The sequence below is a fragment of the Dyadobacter sp. CY327 genome, from assembly GCF_021390415.1.
Lineage (GTDB): Bacteria > Bacteroidota > Bacteroidia > Cytophagales > Spirosomataceae > Dyadobacter > Dyadobacter chenhuakuii.
Genome location: NZ_JAJUXJ010000003.1, coordinates 139564 through 164732, shown reverse-complemented (window position 1 = coordinate 164732; position 25169 = coordinate 139564). Strand labels below are relative to the sequence as shown.

Here is a 25169-nt window from a genome sequence, read left to right as displayed (position 1 = left end):
GCTAATGATCTTTCTTATTTGTATTAAAATACTCATTCAACGTATCAGCGACCTTGTCTGAGCTATCAAAAGAATTGGAATCCGGCATCAGCGTGTCAGCTAACGTTAAGAAATCACCGAAAAAATCGCCTTGTAGAATTATGATCCGAGAGTCATTCAAATTTTTGATTCTCTCAATATGTTGATTATTTTCAGTTCCATAGAAATCAACGATGATTAACGTAAATGTTGGATTCGAGAGCGCCTGAAAGATAATATCGTTAAAATGCTCATCTGCGAATGCGTAACCCACGGTTACCAGCACCGACTGTGACTGAGTTATCGTGGCAGAAAACTGTCTAAATAGCTCTGAATAAGGCAGATCCAATGTGTAAGACTTTTTCACTGCCGCTGGATAGACAATGATCTCACCTTTCTTTTCGAGAGAATTGATCATTGGAAGCGACATTTCCTCGATTCCATATAGATTATTGGAATCGATCTTATTCGAATTCACCCAGGACAAGGATCCATGGAGTTTGAAGTAGCGAACAACTTTTTCAATTCGTTGGACTTTACCTGAAGTAGTTGAACCTGGGTAGAAAATATCATATTCAAAAGTTTCAGGTTTAAAAAATCTCTTATGAAATCCTGAAAAACCATCTATGTAGTGTACTCCCAATCGGTCGAAAGCGTATTCAAATGCAAGATCGTAATTGAGTGTAAAAATATTTGCACGCCTTAAATTCAATGGTCTTTGAAGAAGTGATTTGAGAAACTTTTCATGAAAAAGGTATTTATTTTCCCTTTCTAGCAATAGTGCCTGTCTCTTATGAATTTCGGATGCACTAGCATTTTTCTTTTCAACCAACCATGCAGGAATGTTTCTATTCTCCACGTCACAAACAGAAAAAAGCCCTTTTTTTATTACCAAAATTAAGTTTTTGATACTATCCGTCCTTTTCAAAGATGAGTTAGCATCAAAAACATAATCTTTTGCCAGCAGATAGTTGAGCACTTTTTCAAATTCGATAGCGATCTCATTTGACTTTTCATCTCTAACAAGGTGACCATCTATCCTATATGCCCAATTGTTTTCATCGACAAATGATGTTTCCCCTTCATCCAACTTAGCTTTTTCAATAGCGTGCCAACGAGCTTGCAGTTCCTCAATTGAGGTCAAGAATTCCTGATGCACACCTTTATGCTCTACTGTGCTATCAGCTGTCTGAATATACTTTTCGACTTCAATCGGAAAACTGCGAATACTTACGGCTCCTAGATGGATAGAGGTACCGGACCCAAAAAGAAAACTTACGTTATCTAGCTCGAGGTAATTTTTAAGTAATAATTTAATTTTATCTATTGGTTTCGCATTCTCACCAGACCATTCGGGAAGTTTATCAGTGCTACCAATAAATATTTTGTTTTTCGAGGGATCAAATAAATCAATCATATTCGCACGTTTCTCAAAGGTAATATAAATGGAATTACTTGAACTATCCTGTGCAAATTCTATCTGGTGTTACATTAGGATATAAAGCGGCTACACGGACGTCGTTACGATAACATTAATTTAGATGTAAAAACAGAGCTTAAAAACGCTAGTCGTGACTGTTTCGGGGATAGGACTGATAGCACGTTCTGTTCTCCCAAATGATCCCCCAGCACACAGGTTTTTTTGGCCAATCATTAAAACGTGCGGAATCAGTTGGGATTTACTTGCAGAAAATGTAGAGACGAATCAAATAGATAATCTCACTATATAATTTCAATCACGGTTTAAATGTTCAATATCTTCTAAATAAACGGGGTTAGGAAATTCATCGGCATAAGGGACAACGACGATGTTGCCATCAATACGGCCCAGGAGTTTTGTAACTAAGCTCTTATAATTTGGACTCATCCTCTGACCGAGAATTACTTTGCTAATCCTAACATCCACAAAATTTGTCCCTTCTGCGAAAACTCTCCATTCTTGTTCATAACTCCATATATCCAATTTATGAGATAAGATATGCTCCGCAGTCTCTTCAATTATTCCTGGCTCAAAAATCTCGACCAATTCCCCGTACTCAACACGTCTTAGACGAGCTCCTGGAGCTAGTTCTACCTCTATTGCGACACCCCTGCAGCCATCAGCATAATGCGACCACATCAAAGCATTTTGCGAATCAGAAGACAGGGAACAAAGCTTCAATCGCTGCTTTGTTCCGTAAATCCGATCCCGCGTAATACGATCGATCGCACCTGAGTGATAAAGATATTGCCCTTCCATCGGGTCGTTCATATCTTTATATAGGGCAACATAAAGCCTTTTGTTCAATACTATATCTACGAAGTTTTCGAAGTTAGAAAGGCTACGGTATTTGTAAAGTCGCATAAGGGATGTTAAAGAGTAACTTATATATTTTATTGTCTTAATTCATCTTAAAGTCATCAAGAAATTCAGAGGATGGATTTACACTTGTAACCAACAATTGATCACGTGCGCGTGTACAGGCTACGTATAAAAGATGTCGCTCGGTATTATATACATCTTCTAAGTCTGCAAAGTCAGTAATAGCGTCTATTCGGTCTTGTGAGGGAATTACTTCATCATCACAGGCCATCACGATTACAACTTTAAACTCTAAGCCTTTGGCCAAGTGCATCGTACTGATGGCCACTTTTGTACTAATAGTTTCAACGCGCTCATCCAGGATCAGGTAAGGTAGATCAGCAGACTCAACGGCTGCTTTTGCTCGGTCGATTTCATGGATGGAACGAACGAATACGCCAATCTCATGGGGTGACAAACCGTCTTTATGCCGTTTGGCAATCCATTGACCTACATATGTAGATTCTTCTTCCTGGTTATCAAAGCCGCAGAATTCAGGTGTGGGGCCATTAAATAACGAAATTGTCTTATTTCTGATTTCGACATTACCATCTGCATCCGACAGCTCACTGTTTAGTAACTGGTCAGCTTTTCTTCGGATTTGGTGTGAAGTGCGATAGTTAACTGTAAGTGTTTTTGACCTGCCTTGCACCGAAACGCCAAGCGATTTCCAAGAGAAAGGTTGCTGAAAAATCCGCTGGCCAATATCTCCGGCAAAGAATAAAGCGTTTGGCCGTGTTCCCCCCAGCGCTGCCAGTAATCGAAGGTGATAAACTGTAATGTCCTGCGCTTCATCTACAACAATGAAATCGTAGGGCGACTTAACGCTGACTTTGTCTGTCAAGCTGCTAAACGCTTCAGCAAGAGTAATTAGACTAGCGGCCTTCAAATCAACAATCACCTTGCTAAATATTGACCAAAGCTTAGCCCGCTGACTTTCAGGTAGCTTGGTTTTGCGGCCTAAGCGTTTTACATCCCGATAGTCTTCCCAGGTTCTCAACTGCCATGCATCGACTACTTGTTCCCATTCAGACAGTAGAAACGACAGACTGAATTTTTGATCTGGAGTTTCTTTCACTGTCTGACCAATCAAGTTAGAGATCTGATCGGGTGTGGCAACAGAATTCTTACCGACATTTTCAAGTACGAAGGCTGTTTTATAAAGCCGTAACCCAACTTTGTTGATGGCTTCTACGTCGATCCGTTCGGCCAGGTGCGGTTCGCTACTGACTAGGCGACGGAGTTTGACGCGGAGTGCACTGGCTAATATTTCTGAAAACGTAGTTAATAGCAACCGTGCCTGTGGGTGCTCCCTAGCCAAATGAACGGCGCGATGCAAGGCTACAATTGTTTTGCCGGTGCCAGCGGATCCAGATACACGGGCTGGTCCATTAAAATTCCGGGTAACTGTCGCCCGTTGGTCTGGGTGTAAGAATACTGCCCATTTGTCCCATGGATAATCCAGTGCCTGTTGTAACTCCTCCACGTTGCCCATTGTACGGAAACGACGCTGCGCATCGGGATGGGCAAATGGGTCTTCGGTTTTTTGTGCTGGTTTGGAAATGTTAGGCGTTCCGCCAGTGGCTAGTTCAATTAATGCCTCTGCCGCTTCTGCTGGTAAATGATCTACTAATACGTACAGCAACTCATCATCAGCAGCTTTAACGTCTGCGAGCCATTCCACGGGCACACCGTAGTTTAGCAGAGTTTCCTCACTTATGTGGCTGAATAGCTTTTTGCTGGTGAAGGATGGTGTGCTTTCAGTCGGAACATAGACAGGCACGCGAATTTCCTGAACGGTCTCACGAATTTCGACGAACTGTGCAGCACCGGTTTTAGGATGAACTTCAAGCTTTCGTCGTTCGGCCCAATTATAGGCATTGTCATGATGATCAACATAGCACAGCAAAAAACTGGCTTCAGTTTTATGCACGATGACACGAATGTCGCGGCTCACACGGACAGACCAGAAACTTTTATCGCGAGCTTTATCGAGTTTATGAAAGCTTAGACTTGGGTGCGCCGGATTCAACTGCAAATCGAAAGCTGTGGTTTTTACGGCTTTCTGTTCTTCACCACTGAGTTTAGACAAACTGTCAGTAAATGTATCTGCTATCCTAAATTCCATTAGTTGACCTTGAAAACTTTCATGACTTCGTCACCCAGGTGGTTGATGACTTTTACCGCTATTCGGCCAGATGCCGGTTTGGGGAAAGGCCGCGATATGTCACTGTTCAGTGACTCCCAGGCCTCCAAATTGATTTCAGATTTCAATGTCGATCTAAGCGACTTATACGGATCATTTGCACCGAGAAAATAAGCATGTCGCACAAAGAAACTTTCTTCATTATAATCTGTATCAATGAACCAGCAGGCTATTCCATCAGCACCGTCGCTACGGACTTCACCGGTATTGGGATGAAATACATCTACACCGTTCAACTTGACCTGAATAGCGCCGTCATCTGCTAATAGTAGATCAATGTCGGGCTCGCCAAAAATAACAAACAGGTTGCCCTTACCGGTGTTTTTAAGATCGTCAGCCATGTGAAGGTCAGCATTGATCCGCGCTTTTAAGACAGGAATGCTGCCCAATTTGCTGAACTCGGTGGCATGAGCTTCATAATTGAACGCACAAGCAATGAGCACGTCAAACCCAGCATCACCACACTCACGGGCGGCTCTGACGAGGTCGGCTCGTTGAACAGTACCAAATTCAGGGCCGATGAAAATTCCAGCACGACGTTCATTATCACCTTCTAAGTAATTTCCCTCCGCGCAAATTAAATCTCCGGGCCATCCTGTAAGTCCTGTGAACTCTATTTTATCGTCTTTATGGGCTTGCTGAACTCCTGCGTTTTTCAGGTTTTCTAAAATCATTTGCTCAAAGGTGCGTTCGATGCCGTATCCTGCTTTATTTTCCTGATTTACAATTGGATCAATCAGTTCGTCATTTTCGTCAACACCCAGCATCCGGTGCGGTGACAAGCTCTCTACAGTGAACGGACCAGCTACACGTACTTTCTTTTTATCTTCGTAAGGCTTGTCGTAAAGATATTCAAACTCAGCTTTCGCGGCAATGGAGGTGTCAATTTCACGCTGGCGAGCAATCCGAGCGTCCCACCACTGTTTGTGCAGTTTCTTGACATCTTCTGACCAAGCTGGTTTAACCTCACGCGGAATTTCCCATTCTTTCCAAGATTCGCTAAGTTTGGCGTTAAGCGATAATCGTATTGGCTCCAAATTCTCCTGCCACTTATCCCAAATCACTTCTATTTCACTGTTATATGCTATTGATTTCAGAGTGATGTGCGGGACTCGCTCATATACAAAACCATGACGTAAGTTACCATGTGTAGTTTGCGTACTCAACGCAGTACGGGTAACTTCGGCTTCTTTCAATTGACCATCTTTACTATCAGAGAGTAGATAAAATGGGTATCGGGCACCCATAATTCTGGCACGAGCCAATGCTAGGGCAACCCGAGATGTGTCAATTGTTATCCATCGACGCCCCCACTGCTCAGCAACGGTTGCAGTAGTTCCTGACCCACAAGTTGGATCAAGGACTAAGTCGCCAGGATCGCTGGCCATAAGCAAGCACCTCTGGATGACTTTTTCATTTGTTTGCACTACATAAACTTTATCCATCCCGCTGCCAGAAGCAGTGTCGGTCCAGAGATTTGTAATTTCCTCTGCTGAATAATCACTCCAATATCTTAGGCTAGCCACTGAATTTCCCTGACGACGTATTCGCCCGGCTTTTATAATTTGTTCAGTACTCTTTTCAGGAAAGCCCCACCATCTGTTACCCGGAGTAAATGATTTACCCTCGAAATGAAGATCATATTTTGCTCCTGGCCCAGGCTTCGTGAAAGAGACTAAACGGGATAGTCTGTCGACTGGTAGCTTTGATGTGCCTTGCTTCTCATCCTTGTTGAGTGGACGCAAATTATAATCTTCATCTACCACCTGCGTATACTGACCAATGTCCTCAAGCGTTTTTGATATCAAAGCCTTCCTAAATTTTGCAGATTCCCCAGATTTGGCAAACCACAAAATATAATCTAATCTCCTAGGCAAGCCAGAAGCACCAAGAGCACCTGCTTTAACAAAAGATATCTGTGCAAAGAAATTTGACGGCCCGAAAACTTCATCTAGGACATTGCGTACAAGATGTAAGTTTTCTTCGCCAATTTGTACGAAGATAGAGCCTGAATCGGTAAGAAGATCGCGAGCAACAGTCAGGCGGTCACGCAAATAGGTAAGATATGAGTGAATGCCGTCGCGCCAGGTATCACGAAAGGCTTTTACCTGTTCCGGTTCGCGAGTTATTTGATCAATTTTTCCATCTTTTACATCGCGGCTAGTTGTACTCCATTGAAAATTGGAGTTGAATTTTATTCCATAAGGAGGGTCGAAATAGATGCACTGCACTTTTCCGCGAAGTCCTTCGCGTTCGGCTAAGCTTGCCATCACCTGTAAAGAGTCACCCAGAATCATCCGATTGCTCCAATGCTGGTCATGCTGATAAAATTCCGTTTTATCGACTCCTTGTGGAATGCCATTGAAATCGGAAAACAGATCAGCCACGATTTCACCAGATGCGTATTTCTGTTGTTTAGTCTGGCGCAACAGATCATCAATCAGGGCTTTCGGGTGTACTTTCTCCTGAATGTAGAGTGGAGGAGCTTGCACCATTAAGTCGCTCCAATCCTGCTCGTCTTTTCCCCGCCATATTAGTTGCGGGTCAAGGTCGCGGTTACGCCGTTCATAAGCTACTTTTATTGGGTCAGTAGTCGTACCATTCAGCATCGATTGGTATTCTGCGGTTGGAATATTACGGCGCGTTGCCTCATCATGTGTAAAGGCGCCAATTGTTTTTTCCAGGATTTTCTTAGCCATTATATAGTTTCTGCCTGCGTCGCCGCGGTGATGGTGGTTTTTATGATGTTATTAAACTGACTATGCACTTTGGCTACAAAATCAGATTCGATCTCATAGATGGATCGAAATTCAGCAAAAGCCCAGCGGCCATGTTGATGACTATTATTTACGCCAGGTACCCAATAGTTCTCCATAGTGGCTTTCTTATCTTTTGCATCTTCGCCCCGATAGCCTTTAATTTCTATGATCAAATGTAAAAGATCTTCTTGCCCATGTCCGTCGTCAACCAGCACGATGAAATCAGGGATGTATTTGCGGTTTTCAGAGCCATAACGATAAGGAACTGAGAAACCCATGTTATGATTTTTTACATAGGCATATACCTGCGGATTTTTCTCGACTACTCGGCAAAATTCGCTCTCCCAATCGCTGTCTAAAATAGCCCAATTAATGTGGCATTTCTGCGGACTGGTTTCCCAGCGCTCTAATTTTGAGGTATTGAAATTGACGTTCTGGGTTGAGCCTACTGGATTATAAGGATCAAGAATTACTTTGATCGGCTGTTTTCCTTCAAATGATCGATTGATACCGGATACAATACGTTCACAGGCCATGTCTGCCAGTATTTTATAATGCAATTGCGCTGGAAATGTGCCGCCTATACACACTAAGCAAGTATCTAACCATTGCTTACAAATACGCTTCAACTGCCCAAATAAATGCAGTTTAGGCTGTTCATCCGGGTCTCTAAATTTGGTAAACAGCAAATGAGAAGTTAATTCATATAAAACCTGAGAAGGCCGAATATCGCCTGTGTGGATCAAATTTAAGTTCACCTGTTCACCAATGATACCGGAATTTTGTGTTTCAGTCGCACCGACCCAATCTGGTGTTAATTCAAAGACTGAATCTTCATTAAACACTGCTGTCAGTCGCTCTTCCGGCAGTTCAATTTTATAGCCTTCTACTCGAGGGAAGGTAATTTCAAAAGCATCCCGTTCTGGTCTAACAGCCCTGACTTGTATGGTCTCGCGAGGTGTTGCTGGTGTCGCGATGACTGGTTTAGCCGTGAAATCAAACGGAATACCTAAAACATCGGCATATTCAGTATTAAAAAGACCATGATCGTTCAATTCATACGATTGACGACGCAAGGCTCGACCAATGACTTGCTCGCAGAGCAGTTGCGTTCCAAACGCGCGAACGCCCAAAACGTGAGTTACTGTATTCGCATCCCAGCCTTCAGTGAGCATTGAAACCGACACAACACATCGGATCGCCCCACCTAACTTGCCGGGCCGTCCAACAGTATTCATAACTTCCCTAAGTAACGCCTGATCAGTCAAATTATCTGCATCCATGGGATTACCAGTACGTTCAATAATCTCCCGTCGGAACTGCTCGATTTCAATAGTAGCCATTTTCCGAAAATTATCATCCAGCGCTTCTCCGGATTCCAGTTGTTCGCTGTCTATCAAAAGTGTATTCGGTCTTGCCAATGCATTTCCGTTGTCGTCATAATTCCGGAAAAGTGGTAAACGCCCAGCAACAAAACTTTCCGACCCATCGGCATTAGTACGATTGAAACCAGAAATATAATCATACACCAATTTCGATGTGGAAGTATTGTTACATACCACAATAAAACACGGTGGTGCTTTAATTCCGGAGTCATGCCAAAGTTGAAAGGTCTTTTCGTAGTGGCCGTATAGGGCTTGGAGGGCTGTTTGTAACTGAGTTGGCAAACTGAGTGGATCAAGCGCATCACTGTTTCCACGCCCTTTTTTTGGCATTTTAGTTCGGATGTGTTCCCAAAGATTCCGAAACATGGGCACCTCGGCACCGGGAATATTATCTGCAACCGGAACCCGCGGCAATTTCACAATACCGCATTCGATAGCATCCATCAGCGAAAAATCACTCATTGTCCACGGAAACAAGGTGCCTTCCACATATCCTGATCCGCTCAGAAAGAACGGAGTAGCGGATAAGTCCATTACCCTGTTAATTCCTAATTTACGGTTGACTGCTTCCAAACCGGAGATCCATAGCCTTGCAGCTTCCCGGTTTTTTTCAACTTCGGCTTTTTCTTCGCCTTTCAAATCTGAAAGGTCTTCTTCGGCTTCAGATTCAGGTTTTTCACGGTAGCAGTGGTGGGCTTCGTCATTGATGGCCATGATGTTTTTCATCCCCATCAGGTCAGGCATCACGCGCTGAATCATCTGGCCTTCGGTTTCGAGCGTTTCCAAGGCTTCCCCGCGTCCCTGCAATAAAGACCGGCCACCCTTAGAAATATCAATCCGCTCGCGGAGCTTGAAGGAATGGTAATTGGTAATAACAATCTTGGCGCGTTGCAAATCGTCTAGCATATCGGGCGGTACCAGTTCACGACTCGCGTAGTAGCTGTCGGGATCGTTGGGTTGCAACACCCGCAATCGGTCTTTAATCGTAATGCCGGGTGTAACAATCAGGAACCCACGCGTAAAATTTTTACTCTGAGGTCGGCGTATTGCGTTGACAGTTTGCCAGGCAATGATCATCGCCATAACTGTGGTCTTCCCCGCGCCAGTAGCGAGTTTCAATGCCAGGCGAGTAAGTTCCGGATTGGCTTCGTGATTAGCATTGGCCAAATGCTCGAGAATCGCTTTTCCGATTTTGCCACTACTGGACGCCACTTCCGTTAGCCAGATAGCGGTTTCGGCCGCTTCTACCTGGCAAAAAAAAGGCTTGATGCTGCTAAATTTATGACTGCGCCAGTGCTGCAAAAGTCGAGCTGTTTCCGGAGTTACCTGCCACTGATTAGGATTTGGCAGATTTCTCCATTTGGAAACTTCCTGACGCACTTGATTAATAATAGGTGTAGGATCATACCGTTGCTTTTCGTCAGATAAACTCTTGCCCTCGTTAAAAATCAAAGTTTGCTGACCCTGATTCTTTTTCTTTCGCGGTTTAGGAATTGGCGTTATAAATTCTGCCGGTCGGCGTTTTTCAACAACTCGTTGGGTAGGCTGCCCTTGATCGTCTAGTTCCCAGTATTTTAGTGGATATTCGTAAGGTGAATTTAGAATAGGTTGGTCAAAAAAAGGGTTTACCATAATTTATCTCTATGTATTTGACGGGCAATTTTAAGAATAATTTCCATTTAATTGTCTTTGGCGTTTCGTTTCAAAAAGATATCTACTCTACCATTTACTTGTAAGGTAATGGATTAAACAGATAGCTAAAGCAGCGACACCATCAAAATCCCGATGAAGGCTGGCCTGTAATCTCACTTTCAAAGGAATCAGACAGTTGTGGTGGATTGGACGAGTATGCCGTAGTTCTCAGTATTATCTATCTTTTACTAAAAAGCAGCAAAAATAATCCCACATCATTAAATCTATGAATTATAACAATTTATTTTCAGAGTACGCGACAATCCGGTGCTAGGATTCATTTTCTAATTTAAATGTAAAGTCTGAATAGCTTTTATTTTAGGAATATAAGCCTTTACCCAGCCGAAAAGCTCGTATAGGTTCAATTCCCGTTCCCGGTATTGATTATCAAGAGGCTACGGATTTATAGTCGTAGCCTCGTTTTTGTTTAAGACAACATAAGGACAACATTTTGGCTTAGGTCAGACCTGAAATCTCAACCATTAATTGCGCTTGGAGTTGAACTTTACTCTGTGGTAAAGTTTAGAATGTAGATACCACGTCGGGTTCTTCATGCCGATTCATCGTCGCCGAACGGAAAAATCAACTTCCTGAACAAGACTACCCTCTGTAAATTCGTCGCTGCGAACAACAATTTGACATCGTATTTTCATAGCTTCGCTTTGAATGACAATGATTGCATTTTCTTCTAAAAGGTTGCGCAGGCCGTAATTTTGCAATACTGTCACACCCTTCTTTAATGCAGTCCCCACTAAAAAATGATCTCTTCGTTCTTCGTTAAAGACACCGATTGAAGGCTGGATAGAGTAAACCTCTTCATAATTGCTAGCTAGGCCACGTTGAATTAAATACTTCGGAAAAACTTCCAAACCATCTTGCTTAAAAATTTTGACATCAACATGAAAATTTATCGAGGTATTTGATTTATTAATTATGTTAACGTCGATGTGATCAAATTGTGGAAGATCTTTTACCGGCTTTACAATACAGATAAGTTCAAGATCTTCTTTTCGATCTTTTTTTTGCCATTTTACGGAAAATATTTGATCGAGATGTGCCCGAACAATCTTTGTTGTCGCAGATCCCTTCCGAATATATCCGTCCCCCGGCCTGAACTTCACTTTGCCTGTCTGATCCATAATTTCCTTTTTGAACAGATAAGGCCTGTTAGTGTTCCCGAAAACCCGAATAAAGACAAGGTTATGTCCTGAACATCCCACCTGTTTGATTTTAAATTGCAAATCCGGTTCGATGTTGTCGGTGACGTACTTCTGAAAATTTGATTCGTCCAGTGTGTTAGTAATTGATTTAAAGCCGACAGCCAAACCCTCTTTTTCTTCAACTCCCATGATGCTGTACTTGTCTTCGTCTGAGAGTACGTTAGCCATTGACGAGAGGTCTTTTAAAAACTCGTAAGTTTTCTGCTTTCCAAGCGAGTAAGGCTCCGTCTTAAAATCAAGCAAAGACCCCTCTGCTTCATGTTCAATTAAATACTTAATTTTGTCCGTAGGCACTGCTGTATTGCGAAAACGATAGATGAGATGATAACCTCCAACGATTAGCAATATCGCATTTTCAAGACAAAATGATTTCATATTTTAGCAAAAAAATACAAGATGGAAGTTATTTGCCTGGAATATGAGGCTTTCTACGCTCTCTTGAATAAAGTCGTTGAACGCACCCAACAGCAGCATGCCGTTAAAGAAGATAAATGGGATTTCAGGTGCTGAAGCGATGGAGATGTTACGAATATCAAGTAAAACAACCCTCCAGACGCTGCGTGATGAAGGAAGTATAAAATTCTCACAACCTGAGAGAACGATTATTCTTTATGACTCGGAATCAATTGATCAATTTCTGAATAGACACGTCAGAACAACGTTTAACCAAGGCAGAACAGGAAGAAGATCTATCACCCGAATTCCTACGAGGTTTTAAGGACGGCTATCAACTAGCCAAGTATGAGCTTGATCTTTGATTAAAATACTGAATTCGTCAAGTCAATCCAAAGGCGCTTACTTTATGGCGTTGTCTTAGGTTAGAACGCAATATCAGAAGAGCACGCTTTTGAAAAGCTAAAACATGACCAAGAGAACGTGTTGTGACAGAAAAAACGCAAATAGATTTTCGTTTTGTACTGCTACCCTTGTATTTCTTAATCACATTCGAGATCAGCCCATGAATTATCATTTGATGTTCTTTTACAAATGCCGAAATATAAAAGCCTCATCGCAAGCGAACTATCTGCCGGATCAAAACAAATTATCGCAACAATCGTTCCTGCGGGAATTGGCGGCAGTTTTGGATTCTCTTTTTGCTTGAAATCGAATGACACTTGGCGGATTTCTCAATTGAAACAATGACTTTTCGATATAGATTCTACAGGCCATTTGCAATCAATGCTGATACTTCAAAAATCTATCCCGACCCCCACTTGCTACTTGGCCAAGTTTCTCTTGGTCACCTATTGTGCCAGCCATCGAACAGTCTAAGTAACCTACTGGGGCGTAGTAATTACATCAACTGGTGACAACGGACAAAACTTGATACAAAATAATGCTCTTAGAATTGATGTTCTTGGTGATCAACCTGAAGCTGAGTTGATCCGGGTTTCCAAATCGCTTTTAGACTGGCTCCGAGGTTACTCGGGCCAGCCTTGGATTAATAGTTATGAATACCATTTTGAATCGATGTTGAAACATCAATTTGGCATTGACTCACAGTCAAGATGTATCGAAAACCCCTTGGCAAGAGTTGAATTTATGTAAATGAAGTTTACAGAAATTGACAGGCAAATTTTTGAAAAGGCATGTACAAAGGCCGTTTTAGGCATCACCTTTCCACGGTATTTCACAGTTTTCTTCAATGCACAAAACAGCTTTGCAAGGGATAATTGTTGGGAATGTACTTTAATGCTAAGTCTAAGTATCGACATGGCGAGACAAACGCTCTTTGTCGAAAAGTTTGATTATCAGGTGAGGAACAATACCATAGTATACGCGAATCGGAATCCTTCCAACACGGATTACTTTCAGTTTTAAGTCAGGTGCTTGAAGCGGAATGTGGTAGAAGTCTTGAAAAAGAATTCCCTAATACATGGAGATCGTTCAAAGATTTGTTTCTCACTCGGCACCAAATTGCACATGGAAAAGATAAGGCAAATGTTAACGGTCATCTCATCGGTTTGACAGCGGAGTTGGTCGAAGGATGGATAAAGACAACTCTCGAAGTGATTATGTTCATAGAAGATGTCTGCAAACCTGCAATAAAATCCAATAATCCCTACCGGTAGGGGGAAAGTGATGAAATCTAGTTCCACCACATTTGCAGCTTATTTTTCACAAAATCAAACGATTTTAGTCTCTTAAGCTGTGCTTAGGGAAGATGTCTGATCGTAATTCTTTATCCGGCATTACACACTTCCTTCGCACAGCCCACCCCAAACTTGCAGCTTATCTGTCATGTACAGGCGTTAAGAAAAGCAGATTTACATCCGGCCAATTTAAAACTTATTGTAAACTTGCTGTGATGATACGGATGATCCAAAGTTCCTCTGCCGGACGTGCCAAAGCGTATTTTTCGGATTCTCTTTCAAAGGCACCGACGATAAGCTTCAATTAGCTACACATCCGCGCCGATAGAGACTGTAATACTGGAATCTAACCTATTGGAGGCTGTTGAATGACTCAATGATCAGTAAAAGTATTCCCGATACAAGTGCAAGCGCTGAGATAATCATCAACACGCCTTCAAATGTAGAAGCCAATACCGACGACCAGTAACTATTGAATTGCTGTGTCCCGCCCATCCCTCTTCTGCTAAACCTGCGCTGTCCGACAAAGAATCGTAGTCCTATTCCAACAAAGACTAGAATCGCTCCGTATGTCATGACCGATGTGATGCCAAATGCTAAAAACATAGCTTCGATTGTTAGATGGATAATCTAAGCGAATTTAAAAATTGCTTGTAACTAAATCAAGAGCTGCTACAGGCCTGCGCGGAATTTATCCACCAACCATATTTTACTTCCTTGCTTAGGATGATAGGAAGGCAGGTATTTAATGTAGCCGAACATTTCGAGCTCCTTCAAGTGCTTATGATATGTCGCCGGGCTTTTTGCTCGTGACATCTGCATTATCATCCGCCGGGTTACTTGGAATGGACTTGATTGCTTATTTTTATCCCAAATAAGGACCAAAGCGAGGTAAGTCCCCACATGCCAGATTCTGACCCTTGGGTCTGTTAGGATCTGGTTAAAAAATCTCGATATTGATCTTTCCATCACTTTGTTCTTGTTGTTTCACCTAGCATCAGCGATTGGATATCCTGGAATGCATAATAAAATGATCCTCCAATTTTGCTAGGTTTAAGCTGTCCGTTTATCCTCAGATTTTGAAGCGTGCTAGCTGAGATATTAAGCATTTTTCTGACATCCGCGCTTCGAAGCCATTTGTTTGGCTCTTGTTTCGAGCTTGACAAAAATTTCTTTAAATCTTCTAGAAGTTCTCGCCGTAAAACTTGCAAGTCTTCCTTAGTTATTACCTCGATATTCATTTGTTTAAAATTTAGTACATCAATCATTAGGTTCAGGCAGTGAAATCCTGCTTGGCCTGTTTTTCTTAAATGACGGCTCGTAACGGATGTACCCGAACTCGTTGAGTTCGCGAACCGCTTTGTAGTATGTTTTTCCGCTAGAAATTTTGGCGACTTGCATCAATTCAAAACCAAACATTGATAGGTAGTCTGTTCCCAGTCTCCGCAAGCTTTGAAGGATAGCAGCGTAGACGCTAATGTGAGTCACTGTTACACGGGCGTCTACACTGATGTCCCTGAAAAACCGGTCAAGGTGCGTTGCAATATCCATAGCTTATTGGCTTATCGACATGCCTTTTGCTTTCTTGAATTTCTTTCCAGAATGGTGATCCTTCTCGTCATCCCCCGCAATTTCCCGTCCATTTTTCTGTTCCTGCTTGTTAGCATTCGACATCTGTACCTGCTGAGATTGCCGGTTATGGAGCTTGTGCATGCTGGCATCATAGACCGTCACGGATTTGAATTGCGGGTTAGCCTCCATGTAGCGGCGTTGTTCGCCACCGCTCTCAATAAAAGTTACGGCCTGACGGTTCCCTTTTTGAAGCGAATCCAGTAACCTGGATTTGTCCTGCGTATTTTGAAGCTCTTTAATCGGGTGTTTAGCTAGTTCTTTTTCCAGATCAAACCCATAGTTTGAGTGAAATTGTTTGAGCTTGAAGTTTCCAGCAGCATCTGTTTGCTTGAAGTCCATTTGAAGCCAGGCATTGTAAATCTTTCCTTCTTTGTTGGTCAAGTCTTTATTGATTGCCCGGCCGTTCATCAGGTTATAACCTTCTTTCAAAGTAATGTTGTTGTCTTTGCTAACATAGAAAGTCTGGTTCATTTTCTCGGTAGCTTGTTCCTGTTTCATAGAAGCCATATAGCTATTAAAGAAATACATATCAGTCGTGGCCGAACGCTTGAAGTGAAGAGCGCTATTGACTTCATCTTTGCCGAACATGGCCTGATGTTGAAGCGTAAATTCAGGAGGCTGCCTTTTAATGTTTTCTTTTAGCTGGTTTTCCAGGCCTTCCCCAAAGCCGGAATATTTGACTTGATCGCGCAGATATTCGAAATTTTTTTCATTCATGATTTTTAAAATTTGTTGGTTGGATGATTATTGACGGATTGGAAGGGCTTTCAGAAGATGTCGGTTTCTGACTTTCAGATTCATGTGTCTACCCCCATTTTTTTCCTGGACCTGGATAGCCAAATACTTTTTGTCGGGAATAGTCATCTTCGGAAGGACGAAGACGAAGGTGTGCGACGTCTGAGGTGAGACGGCATTTGTATCTCCAAGAATATGAAGCGGCTTTATCTCAGTTTCTTGAATCGCCGTTCGCTTGGGATTCTTTTTGTCACGTACGAAAACCCTGTGGTTTTCAATCTCGTATTTTAACGCAGAGTTATTTGAAAGCTCAATTCTGTACAGAAGCAAATCGTCATCGACAAAAATGCTTGACATTAATAGTTCTGACTGGGATGATCTGTCTTTAACAGTAACGTTACGAGCTGGATTGTTCCAAACTTGAAGTGCAGATTGCGCAACCTTGGCTTCGTTGTGATCGCCATCTCTAAAGTTGGCAACGTCAACTGCTGTACTATTGACTTGTATATTAAGGGATAGGGGCTGATCTGCAAAGCCTACCAGAAACGAAAACAGTTTTCCATCAGTCGTGATAACAGTCAAGTTTGTGGTATCGAAATCGGGTCTGGCGGCTTTCACTTGTAAAATGTTTTCAACACCGGTTGCCTTTTGGGCGAGAATGTCCCGGCTTCCCCGGTCGACGGTTTTGATCCCGAATGGAAAGATCAAATGGGTGGTCTTGGTTGTCGTCACTTCCAATGGGAAGGGAGCAATGATGCTGCTTCCAGTAACCTGGCAGACGCCTTGCACCTGAAAAAACAGGCAAAGCAGTAGCTGACACAAAAGGAAAATTCTCATGATAACAGTTGATTAGTATGTAATTGAATCAGATAGACTTGGTGTTAGCGTCTTTGAGCAGCACCCGGTAACCGGCCTTCACACTAACTTGTATGAGTTTGGCTTTCCGGCCTAGGAATGATTTCGCGGCTTCAATTCCGGCGCTGGCCGCCTGGGCACCTATGGAAGGGTCGATCATAGGAATGTTGACGCTTTGGATAGCCCTGTCAGATGATTGCTTGCCGACATCTCTTGAGAGTGCTCCGGGAATGTAGATTCCTTCAATCCCATCTATATCATAAACTGACAAATCAACAGGGAGTATAGAGTTGTTTGACCTGATTGATTCGATGTTCACACGCAACCGCTCTTGGTTTAAACTGACCTTTCCGTACATGAAACTTCCTGCCAACACTCGGTTTCCCGCAATGAAAACATCGGTAGCCAATCTGAGCTTGATCGTTGCACCTGTTACCAAAGTCTGATTTTGATCGATGATAGCTTCAATCGCATTCTGACTCACGGCAACTGTCTGTTGGTCATCAAGAGAATAAAAGCCGGTCATTGAGGAGGCACTGTTCTGTAAAGAAGCCGAATCTGGTTGTGTGCTCGTCAGCAATGTGTAATTGACATCTTCGCCAGCAGCAATCACTGGAAATACTTGTTTTCCATTTACTAATGATTGCTCTTTTAGCTTTTCCTCAGCTAAGGCTGGATTCTGAATCTGCATGATTTTGTCAAGCATCCCACTGAGCTCAGTCATTTCCGGGTCTTCTTCCGATGTCGGCTCTTCCAATTCTAATCCTGCCATCATCTGTTCCAAGCGCATCATTTCAGGGCTTAGGTTTTTCTTTTCGCTTTCCGATTGCTTGTCTGACTTTGAATCAAATTTCGGGTTACTGGTTTGCGAAAGAACTTTGTCAAGCTCTTTTAGCTTTTTCTGCACTTGCTGGTCTGGTTTGTCGGAGCTGTCCGCCTGAGTAGAGTGTCCAGAGGCTCTGCGACTTTTACCTGGCCCGTCCAAATCTTTTAATGGTACTCCTAATGGTCCAGTCTTGGAAGCAAGTAAGGTATCCTGGTAATACGGATCCTTTTCGATCAGATCGCGAAGACGTGCCGAATCCTCGGCAGCTTTCTTGTAATAACCCAGCTTGTTTAAATCTTTGTCATCCTTCAAAAATGCTTCCGGCAATTTCAGGATCAATCCCTTTTGACCGTTAACCTGGGCTGCGGTTCCATTGTTTTTGCGGATCAGCATCCAGAAAAAGAGCGTTAGGAAAGGCAAAACGATTAGCGGTAGGAAGGTGTAAAATTTTCGCTGTTGCAAAAACTTACGGGTGTATGCTTTTTTGTGCATGATCTTCGATGGTTTGTTGTGACTGAAATAAACTGTCTGCGACCAGTGCCCTTTCTAAACTATCCAGGTACTGCTGGAATGCCTGTTGCTTTGGGCTTGACGCCGCCGCATGAATTGTTTGGGGAGAGCGCCTTAATTCTGCCAGTGAATATTCACTTTGTTGTAAGAAAGAGTGAGGTAGGATTAAGTTGATGCAGTATCCTGCTCCAAATCCTAATGCAGTGAAAAAGATCGGGAGCCGCAGGTTGACTGGCACACGGAACATCTTACGGATCATCCGGCCAGTTAAACGCCGCTGACATACTCGTCTGTGCTCACGATACCTTCTTACCAACTCCTCCATTGGGATGGCTTTTGACTCAGCGGCTTGCTGTTTGTGCCTATTGAAATTGTAAAACATAGTTCACCTGTTTTGTACATTAATGTCTTTGTTTTCAAGTGTTGTCCAGCGTTCGATCAGAAACCCATGAGGGTTGTTGTCGCTGCGTGATACGGTTCTGAGAAACCCTTCGGTCACTAGCCTTCGGGTAACAATGCTCGTTGAGCGGATGATCCGCTGGGATGCTACGCAGTGAAAGCGGTATGGGTAGTCGTCCGTTTCAACTTCGACGGTGTCCACACTTATCTGCTGACTGATGTTTCCGGAAATAATACTCGAATAGAACCCCGATTCTTTTAGGTTTTCATACTGTGCTTTCGCTGAGCCATCGGCCAGATACAATGCTTTGACCAGGTTCGACTGGATCACCTTGTCATCGGGATCAAGCGTAAAGAAGAAGCGGTGAAAAGTGGCAACATGATCGCGGGCTTCAACCGGAATGTTCTCCTTTCGCTCTGAGGCGTAAGCATCAAGCACTTTTCCGCTTGCCAGGATGTACACTTTGTCCTGCGTCTCATCCACCAGCTGGTAACTTTTGTAGATAGCGAAACAGCAGAAACCTATGCAGCCGATGATCACAAGCAATGTAAAGCTGCGTACATGTCGGAATGCAGTTTCCAGATTTTTAGCTTTGGTAAACATGATTTTTTGTTACTAGTTTTGAGATTTTGGAATAGCAGTGTTTCTCGGAATTGACCCAAAGCCGCCATTCGATGGAAAGGCCCGGTTGCCGAAGCCGGTTGCCGTTTGCGAGAAAAGGGTCGTGACTTTGTAAAGGAATGGATTACCACCTCCTGCCTGGATAATGAAGTTAGCCGTTGCGGGCACTGCAAAGTAGCCCACGATGCCAATGACTAAAAAGATCAGGTAAGCCATATCCGTTGAGCTGAAAAATGTTTCACCAGCGCCTTCTACCTGGCTTATATCCAGGGTAAGCATCATCTCCTGGATTTTGCCAATGATTGCGCCGAAAATGTTAGCGACTGGCAGCCACAGAAAAATGTTGATGTACCGCGCGATCCAACCGGTAAGCGTATGCTGAAAACCGTCGAAAACTGAGATGCCGAATGCAATTGGGCCGACAATGGCCAAAACAATGAGCTGAAACGTTCGAAGCGTATTGATACAAAGTGCTGCTGCTTCAAATAGCAGCCTGAGTATTTCGCTCATCCATTCTTTGATGGAATTCCGAAAATTGTACGAAGCTTTCGCCATTGAGAACTTGATGTCGTTGCCGACGCTGGCCATGATCCCCTCGCCAGATGGGTCTTCATTCCCATGCGTGTACTTATACCATTTGTCCCGATCCCCATTCCCAGTTGCGCCGACATACATTTGCCAGGCATTGGTTTTCATGATTGCCTCTTCCTTTTTCTTCAACAGCAAAGTGATTGCCTCGTTTGAACCTTCGACCATGGCGGACGTGGCACGAACAACCGGGGACATGACACCGTTGATCATTGCCAGAACCGATGGAAAAATCAGGATAGCAAAGCCAATTGCAAATGGCCGGAACAGCGGATAGAAATCAATGGGCTCCGCATTCGCCAAGTGTCGCCAAATTCGTGAAGCGATATACCAGATTGCCGCAAAGCCTGCAATTCCTCGACCCACGCTAATCAACTTCGCACACATGGGCATCATCTCATCGTAGAGTTTGTCAAGCACACTATGAAGGCCGCTGATCTGTTCGGGAAAACCTTGCGCCAAGGAAATTTGGGGCAAAGCGGTAGCTAACACCGCTATCAAAGCGGCTCTTGTAAATGCATTCATAATTTTGAGATTAGAGCTGGATGCCGTTTAACTGTGCGCTGGATTCAACTTCAACCGAAACTTTGGCACGTTGCAAGCCAAGTGTTGCCGCGGTGGAATTGAAGTGACGTAGGAAAACAAGCTTATCCTGCATTTCTTCGTGGATTTTGTCAATGGCTGACAGACGTTCATCGTCAGACATTCGCATTTTCTTAGCAGTAACAACCATGGTCAGTGCATCCAGGTTTTTTAAACTTTGATTGATTAATCTGGCATAGACACGCTCCATGTAATCAAGCTCATCCTTATTGAAGTATTTTCCGGATTGAAACTGGCCGAACGCAGCCCTATATTCGGAGACTAGTTTTAGCTGAAAGTCGATGATCTCGGCGATCCGTTTGTAGCGTTTCACGGAAGGACTCACTTCCAGCAATCCGTCCAAAAATGCTTCGTGCAGCTTAAAATTTCCTTTCGAAATATCCTTAATGGTTGTGTAACCTTTGAAGAGAATATCATAACCTGCTTTCAACTCTTTCAGGATCTTCCGAAGTTGGTTAAGCTTCTGGATATTCAGGATAAGCTGAGTGACTTCTGGCGTCTGAGCTAACGCTCGTTTTGGAGGAATCAGCAGCATCCCCAATAGAAAAAATATCAGTACATTTCTCATTGTTTTCAGTTTATGCCGCGGAGTGCGCGGCCGGTTGTCACATCCTCTTTCTCCTTCATCCTGGCCGCTGCCAGCACTGTCGACTCGTTACAAAAAGCTTTTGAAAACGTTAGATTGAAGAGTGTTTGCTGGTATAGCGTCTCGATCCGTTTTATCCGCTCATCATCGGTCATTGCCAGATTACCGTCGATGGTGATTTCTTTTAGCATGCCCACTATTTTGTCGCACTCCGAATCGAGCCGGTCAAAAACTGCTCTTAGGTAAGCGAGCTCGTCGCCGCTGAGATATTCGGATAGGCCAGGTTTGGAAAGGCAAGTGGAGCAGACGTTTTTGACTTCTCCGTTGTATGCAACAGTCCATTTGATCTTTGGTAGGCTGGCAATTTTCGGATTGACGACTTTGAGCGAATCGAAGTAATTTTTGTGCAACTTGAATTCGCCCCTTTTTAAATCCCCAATTGCTGTCAATCCCTTCTTTGCGATTTTGTAGCCCTTTTCGGTTAGCTCCAAATAGATTTTCAGTTGGGCGATCTGCTCGATCAGATATTTCTTTTGGGTCTTTTTTTGACGAAACCATTCCTTGAATGTTTGCGCTTGCGAAGTGGTGTTGATGAAAATCATGGTCAGTACAATTAAAATTCCTTTCATGATCATACTAGTTGAGTCCGTAAAGCTTTTTCACCACATCCACTTCATGCTGATTCTTTGCGCGGCTGATGCTCAGCATTGCATTTTCCTGATTGAACCGGGTAAGATCGGTGTACAATTGATCCGTTTTATCCGCAGCATTTTCGATCAGTTCCAGCCGCTTCGCATCCGTCATCTGCATCGTTAAGGATTCTACCACCATTTTGAGCAAGTCCACATTCTTTGCTGAATTTTCAAGAATACCCACGTAGACCTGAAAGATGTAGTTGCGCTCCTGAGCTGTGAAATGGTTGTCGTCGGAGATCAATCCCCAAAACCTTTTGTACTCATCAACAAGCCGGGAGTTTTTGTCGGCGATCTGCTTGATCTTGAAATAATAAGCAATAACCGCTTTGACCTTTTTGAGCTCATCATAATACTTTTTGTAAAGGTCACGCTGCTTCTTGACCCAGTCAGTGATTTCATCGAGCTGCAATTTGGCCATCGTGTTTTCAATGGCTTTCTGTGCGTTTTGAAGCCTGATCACTTTGTTCTGCCGCCGCTGGATCATCAAATCCACTGCCTTCACAACTTTCTTGATCGCAGCCTTGATAATAGCTGCCCAGGGATTTGCAGCCTGTGCTTCCTGTACAGGGGTAGCTACCAGGGCAAATATCAATGTGAAAAATAGAATGTGCTTTCTCATGTTCCTGCCGTTGATTTCATTTCGCTGGCAAGTGCCGCGATTCCTTTTTGCATGCTCCCAAACCGGCTGGCATATTCGATTACTTTGATCTTCTCAGTCTCTTCGGTAGTGTAGCAGAGATATTCTTCCAAACTCACTTCAGCTCGGTAAACCCTTGAAAGCGTCCCGCCCAGGCTGATAAAGACTTCTTTGTACTTGCGAAGTGGATCATTGGCTTTATTGACCGATAGGATCAGCGTCTTCTCCTTTTCTGTCAGCCCAAGCAGTTCCTGGATCTGATCAAACTTGTTCTGGTACTTGCTTTGATCGAGCAGGATCTTGCAGTCACTATTGTTGATGATTGCCTGCTTCACCACCGGTGAGCTGATGATGTCTTCCACTTCCTGCGTCACTACGATGGCCTCTCCCAGATACTTGCGAACTGTTTTGAACAAATACTTGATGTAGTCCGCCATACCTTCTTTGGCAATCGCCTTCCAGGCTTCTTCAATCAAAATCATCTTCCGGATGCCCTTCAGCTTTCGCATTTTGCTAATGAAGACTTCCATGATGATGATCGTCACCACCGGGAACAGGATTGGGTGGTCTTTGATATTGTCCAGCTCGAAAACGATGAACCGCTCATTTAATAGATCTATGTTTTCGGTTGCATTCAGCAGATAGTCAAACTCACCGCCTTGATAATAGGGTCGCAATACGTAAAGCAGATTGGCCACATCGAAATCCCGGTCTTTCACTTTGTCCTCATCAAGGATCGCAACGAACTTGTCGCGCAGAAACTCGTAGAAGGAATTGAAGCACGCGAACTTCCCTGTTTCAGCAATATGAGCATAGAAAAGCGTCAGCGCATTGGAAAGCGCTACATATTCACTTCGCTTGAAAACCTCATTATCCTTTTTCCAAAGTGCGAGAATCAGTGTCTTAATGCTCTCCTTCTTCTCCGTATCCAACGCGTCACCCTCGGTGATGTGAAATGGGTTGAACTTGATCGGATTTGTTTCCTGGTAAGTGAAATAATATCCATTCACAAGGTCACACAAGCCTTTGTAAGAGTGACCGACATCTACAAGAACAATGTGCGAACCTTGCTCATAATAGCTCCTGACCATGTGATTGGTAAAAAACGACTTTCCGCTGCCTGAGGGGCCAAGAATGAATTTGTTCCGGTTGGTGCAAATCCCTTTTTTAATCGGCTCGTCACTAATATCCACATGAACAGGTTTTCCTGTGAGCCTATCTCCAAGCCGCAAACCGACCGGACTGATCGAAGAACGGTAACCCGTTTCCAAGTTCAGAAAGCATGAAGCCTGTTCCGCAAAACAGTCGAAGGTCTCATTCATCGGAAAATCTGCCGCGTTGCCGGGGATTCCCGCCCAGAAAATCTGCGGCGCTCCAGTTGTCTCCTTTTTTGCGACAGCTTCTATTTGGGCCAGTGCAGCCGAGACCTTGTTGTTCAATTCGTTGAGCTCTTCCTTTTTCTCAGTCCAGACCAGCAGATTGAAATGTGCCCTCACCGGCATCCGCTGGCCAGAAATCGCTTCGTTCAGGAACGCATTTGTCGCATCGAGCGCTATCGCATTCTTTCGCGAATAAGCTGCCAGAGATTGGAGCCTCAACCTTTTGGTTTCCATCTTTCGGAGCGTTTTCTGCCCGTCATCAATGAAAATGTACTGATTGTAAATGTGGTTACAGCTCAATAGCTGGCCGAGTGAAGACGAATATCCAATGCTGAATTTGGTCTTGTCCGTCGAGTATCGATCGAAGTGGATCTGTGAGCCGCATGTGCCTGGCAAGTCTTCGGTATCCGCCAGCGTATAGAGCTGACAGTGCTGGCTACCGATCCGGATGTTTTCCTCAAACTGTATGTCTTTGATCAGCGGCTCGTCGCCCGGTGACAGATAACAATACTGCTCGATAATTCCGGCCTTCGCATTGTGGCTCCAAAGCTCGTTGTCTTTCAACCTTCGCAGCTTCACAAATCCGCTATCTTCCATAATGTGCCGAAACTGACCTACGCAGCTATGCAGATCCTGCAAGACTTTCTCATCCATCGTTTCCTCCGGCATCAGCGTAGGCCTGACCAGGTTTGAAACCAGCGAGCTGGAACCCTTCCGGTTTGAGGGCTTTTTGGTAATGTAGATGTAGCAGCAGTGATCCAGAAACGGCCTCTCATTGAAATGGCGCTCGCTTTGCATGGACAAAAAACTTTTATCCTCACGCGAGAAGTCCGGCTCATAGCGGCTGTCGACAAACCAATCCTGCTTGTGGAAGACGGAATGTGCTGGCAGCACGCGGAGCGCTTTCACCCAGGTTTGGTGAAATGCCTCGTAGTCGTTGTCGGAGAGGGTGAATATTTCAGGCAAATCTGCCTGAAATACCACCGTGATGTCTCCTTGCTTGGATAGGATGCAATCATGCTCCACATCCATGATCGGGATCAAATCATCGAGTAACTTTTCCATTGCTGGTGCGGGTTTTGAAAATGCGCCTTGAATTAGATTTCACATAGCTTGGCACACTTCGCCGGGCGAGCATTTTGGTTACCCCGTGCTCGCCATAGGCTGAGCTTAGGTGGTAAATGCCCATGATCATCGGGATGCCCAGGCAAATCACAATGCCTACGCAGATGTAAGAGCGGATGCCGCAGACGTAGAGCAGCGTGTAAATCGCAAACAAAACGATTGCCGCCCCGCCCATATACCAGATGTACTGCGCTTTAAGCCCCTTGAACTCAATGGAAGTGTTGATGCCCTTGTTGATTTGGTAAACGCTTGTGCTTGCCATA

The 25169-nt window shown here is 43.8% G+C and carries 22 protein-coding genes; 1 reads left to right on the top strand and 21 read right to left on the bottom strand.

The window, feature by feature from the left end; genetic code table 11:
* Nucleotide 1: 1 nt before the first annotated feature.
* The 6 genes from LZG74_RS11550 to LZG74_RS11525 form a co-directional block, all read right to left on the bottom strand.
* A complete protein-coding gene (locus tag LZG74_RS11550; protein ID WP_233796736.1) occupies nt 2-1435 on the bottom strand; it encodes an SIR2 family protein in 1434 nt (477 codons plus the stop codon).
* Between the two features lie 315 nt (nt 1436-1750).
* Nucleotides 1751-2362 (bottom strand): DUF2971 domain-containing protein, encoded by a 612-nt coding sequence (locus LZG74_RS11545; protein WP_233796735.1) that lies wholly within the window; start codon nt 2360-2362, stop codon nt 1751-1753.
* Nucleotides 2363-2399: 37 nt separating this feature from the next.
* Nucleotides 2400-4487: a 3'-5' exonuclease gene (locus LZG74_RS11540; protein WP_233796734.1), complete on the bottom strand. Its 2088-nt coding sequence runs from the start codon at nt 4485-4487 to the stop codon at nt 2400-2402.
* The gene (locus LZG74_RS11535; protein WP_233796733.1) at nt 4487-7264 is read right to left on the bottom strand and encodes a site-specific DNA-methyltransferase; all 2778 of its coding nucleotides are present in this window, start codon (nt 7262-7264) and stop codon (nt 4487-4489) included. Before LZG74_RS11535 ends, LZG74_RS11540 begins: the two co-directional genes overlap by 1 nt.
* Nucleotides 7264-10341 carry a BPTD_3080 family restriction endonuclease gene (locus LZG74_RS11530; RefSeq protein ID WP_233796732.1) on the bottom strand — a complete coding sequence of 1026 codons (3078 nt, stop codon included), beginning with the start codon at nt 10339-10341 and terminating at the stop codon, nt 7264-7266. The genes LZG74_RS11535 and LZG74_RS11530 overlap by 1 nt, the downstream gene beginning before the upstream one ends.
* 620 nt (nt 10342-10961) lie before the next feature.
* Entirely contained in the window at nt 10962-11996 is a 1035-nt protein-coding gene (locus LZG74_RS11525) for a helix-turn-helix domain-containing protein (protein ID WP_233796731.1), read from the bottom strand.
* 97 nt (nt 11997-12093) lie between these two features.
* Between LZG74_RS11525 and LZG74_RS11520 the strand changes: the two genes are divergently transcribed.
* Nucleotides 12094-12339: a helix-turn-helix domain-containing protein gene (locus LZG74_RS11520; RefSeq protein WP_310589315.1), complete on the top strand. Its 246-nt coding sequence runs from the start codon at nt 12094-12096 to the stop codon at nt 12337-12339.
* Nucleotides 12340-14065: 1726 nt separating this feature from the next.
* Here the strand turns inward: LZG74_RS11520 and LZG74_RS11515 are convergent.
* The 15 genes from LZG74_RS11515 to LZG74_RS11445 form a co-directional block, all read right to left on the bottom strand.
* Complete coding sequence (locus tag LZG74_RS11515) at nt 14066-14320, bottom strand: hypothetical protein (protein WP_233796730.1); 255 nt, start codon at nt 14318-14320, stop codon at nt 14066-14068.
* 66 nt (nt 14321-14386) lie between these two features.
* Nucleotides 14387-14683 carry a hypothetical protein gene (locus tag LZG74_RS11510; protein WP_233796729.1) on the bottom strand — a complete coding sequence of 99 codons (297 nt, stop codon included), beginning with the start codon at nt 14681-14683 and terminating at the stop codon, nt 14387-14389.
* Nucleotides 14683-14955, bottom strand: coding sequence for a helix-turn-helix domain-containing protein (locus LZG74_RS11505; RefSeq protein ID WP_233796728.1), 273 nt, complete (start codon nt 14953-14955; stop codon nt 14683-14685). Before LZG74_RS11505 ends, LZG74_RS11510 begins: the two co-directional genes overlap by 1 nt.
* A gap of 19 nt (nt 14956-14974) precedes the next feature.
* A complete protein-coding gene (locus LZG74_RS11500) occupies nt 14975-15265 on the bottom strand; it encodes a hypothetical protein (RefSeq protein WP_233796727.1) in 291 nt (96 codons plus the stop codon).
* A 3-nt stretch (nt 15266-15268) separates the two neighbouring features.
* Nucleotides 15269-16063: a hypothetical protein gene (locus LZG74_RS11495; RefSeq protein WP_233796726.1), complete on the bottom strand. Its 795-nt coding sequence runs from the start codon at nt 16061-16063 to the stop codon at nt 15269-15271.
* Nucleotides 16064-16090: 27 nt separating this feature from the next.
* Nucleotides 16091-16918 carry a conjugative transposon protein TraN gene (traN, locus tag LZG74_RS11490; protein WP_233796725.1) on the bottom strand — a complete coding sequence of 276 codons (828 nt, stop codon included), beginning with the start codon at nt 16916-16918 and terminating at the stop codon, nt 16091-16093.
* A 28-nt stretch (nt 16919-16946) separates the two neighbouring features.
* A complete protein-coding gene (traM, locus tag LZG74_RS11485; RefSeq protein ID WP_233796724.1) occupies nt 16947-18254 on the bottom strand; it encodes a conjugative transposon protein TraM in 1308 nt (435 codons plus the stop codon).
* Nucleotides 18229-18654: a hypothetical protein gene (locus LZG74_RS11480; protein ID WP_233796723.1), complete on the bottom strand. Its 426-nt coding sequence runs from the start codon at nt 18652-18654 to the stop codon at nt 18229-18231. The genes traM and LZG74_RS11480 overlap by 26 nt, the downstream gene beginning before the upstream one ends.
* A gap of 3 nt (nt 18655-18657) precedes the next feature.
* Complete coding sequence (gene traK / locus LZG74_RS11475) at nt 18658-19275, bottom strand: conjugative transposon protein TraK (protein WP_233796722.1); 618 nt, start codon at nt 19273-19275, stop codon at nt 18658-18660.
* Between the two features lie 12 nt (nt 19276-19287).
* Complete coding sequence (gene traJ, locus LZG74_RS11470; protein WP_233796721.1) at nt 19288-20406, bottom strand: conjugative transposon protein TraJ; 1119 nt, start codon at nt 20404-20406, stop codon at nt 19288-19290.
* A gap of 10 nt (nt 20407-20416) precedes the next feature.
* The gene (locus LZG74_RS11465) at nt 20417-21052 is read right to left on the bottom strand and encodes a TerB family tellurite resistance protein (protein ID WP_233796720.1); all 636 of its coding nucleotides are present in this window, start codon (nt 21050-21052) and stop codon (nt 20417-20419) included.
* A gap of 5 nt (nt 21053-21057) precedes the next feature.
* Nucleotides 21058-21699, bottom strand: a complete 642-nt coding sequence (locus LZG74_RS11460; RefSeq protein WP_233796719.1) for a hypothetical protein — start codon at nt 21697-21699, stop codon at nt 21058-21060.
* Between the two features lie 7 nt (nt 21700-21706).
* Nucleotides 21707-22384, bottom strand: coding sequence for a conjugal transfer protein TraI (locus LZG74_RS11455; protein ID WP_233796718.1), 678 nt, complete (start codon nt 22382-22384; stop codon nt 21707-21709).
* Nucleotides 22381-24846, bottom strand: coding sequence for a TraG family conjugative transposon ATPase (locus tag LZG74_RS11450; RefSeq protein WP_233796717.1), 2466 nt, complete (start codon nt 24844-24846; stop codon nt 22381-22383). The genes LZG74_RS11455 and LZG74_RS11450 overlap by 4 nt, the downstream gene beginning before the upstream one ends.
* Nucleotides 24827-25168 (bottom strand): DUF4133 domain-containing protein, encoded by a 342-nt coding sequence (locus LZG74_RS11445; RefSeq protein ID WP_233796716.1) that lies wholly within the window; start codon nt 25166-25168, stop codon nt 24827-24829. Before LZG74_RS11445 ends, LZG74_RS11450 begins: the two co-directional genes overlap by 20 nt.
* Nucleotide 25169 lies beyond the last annotated feature (1 nt).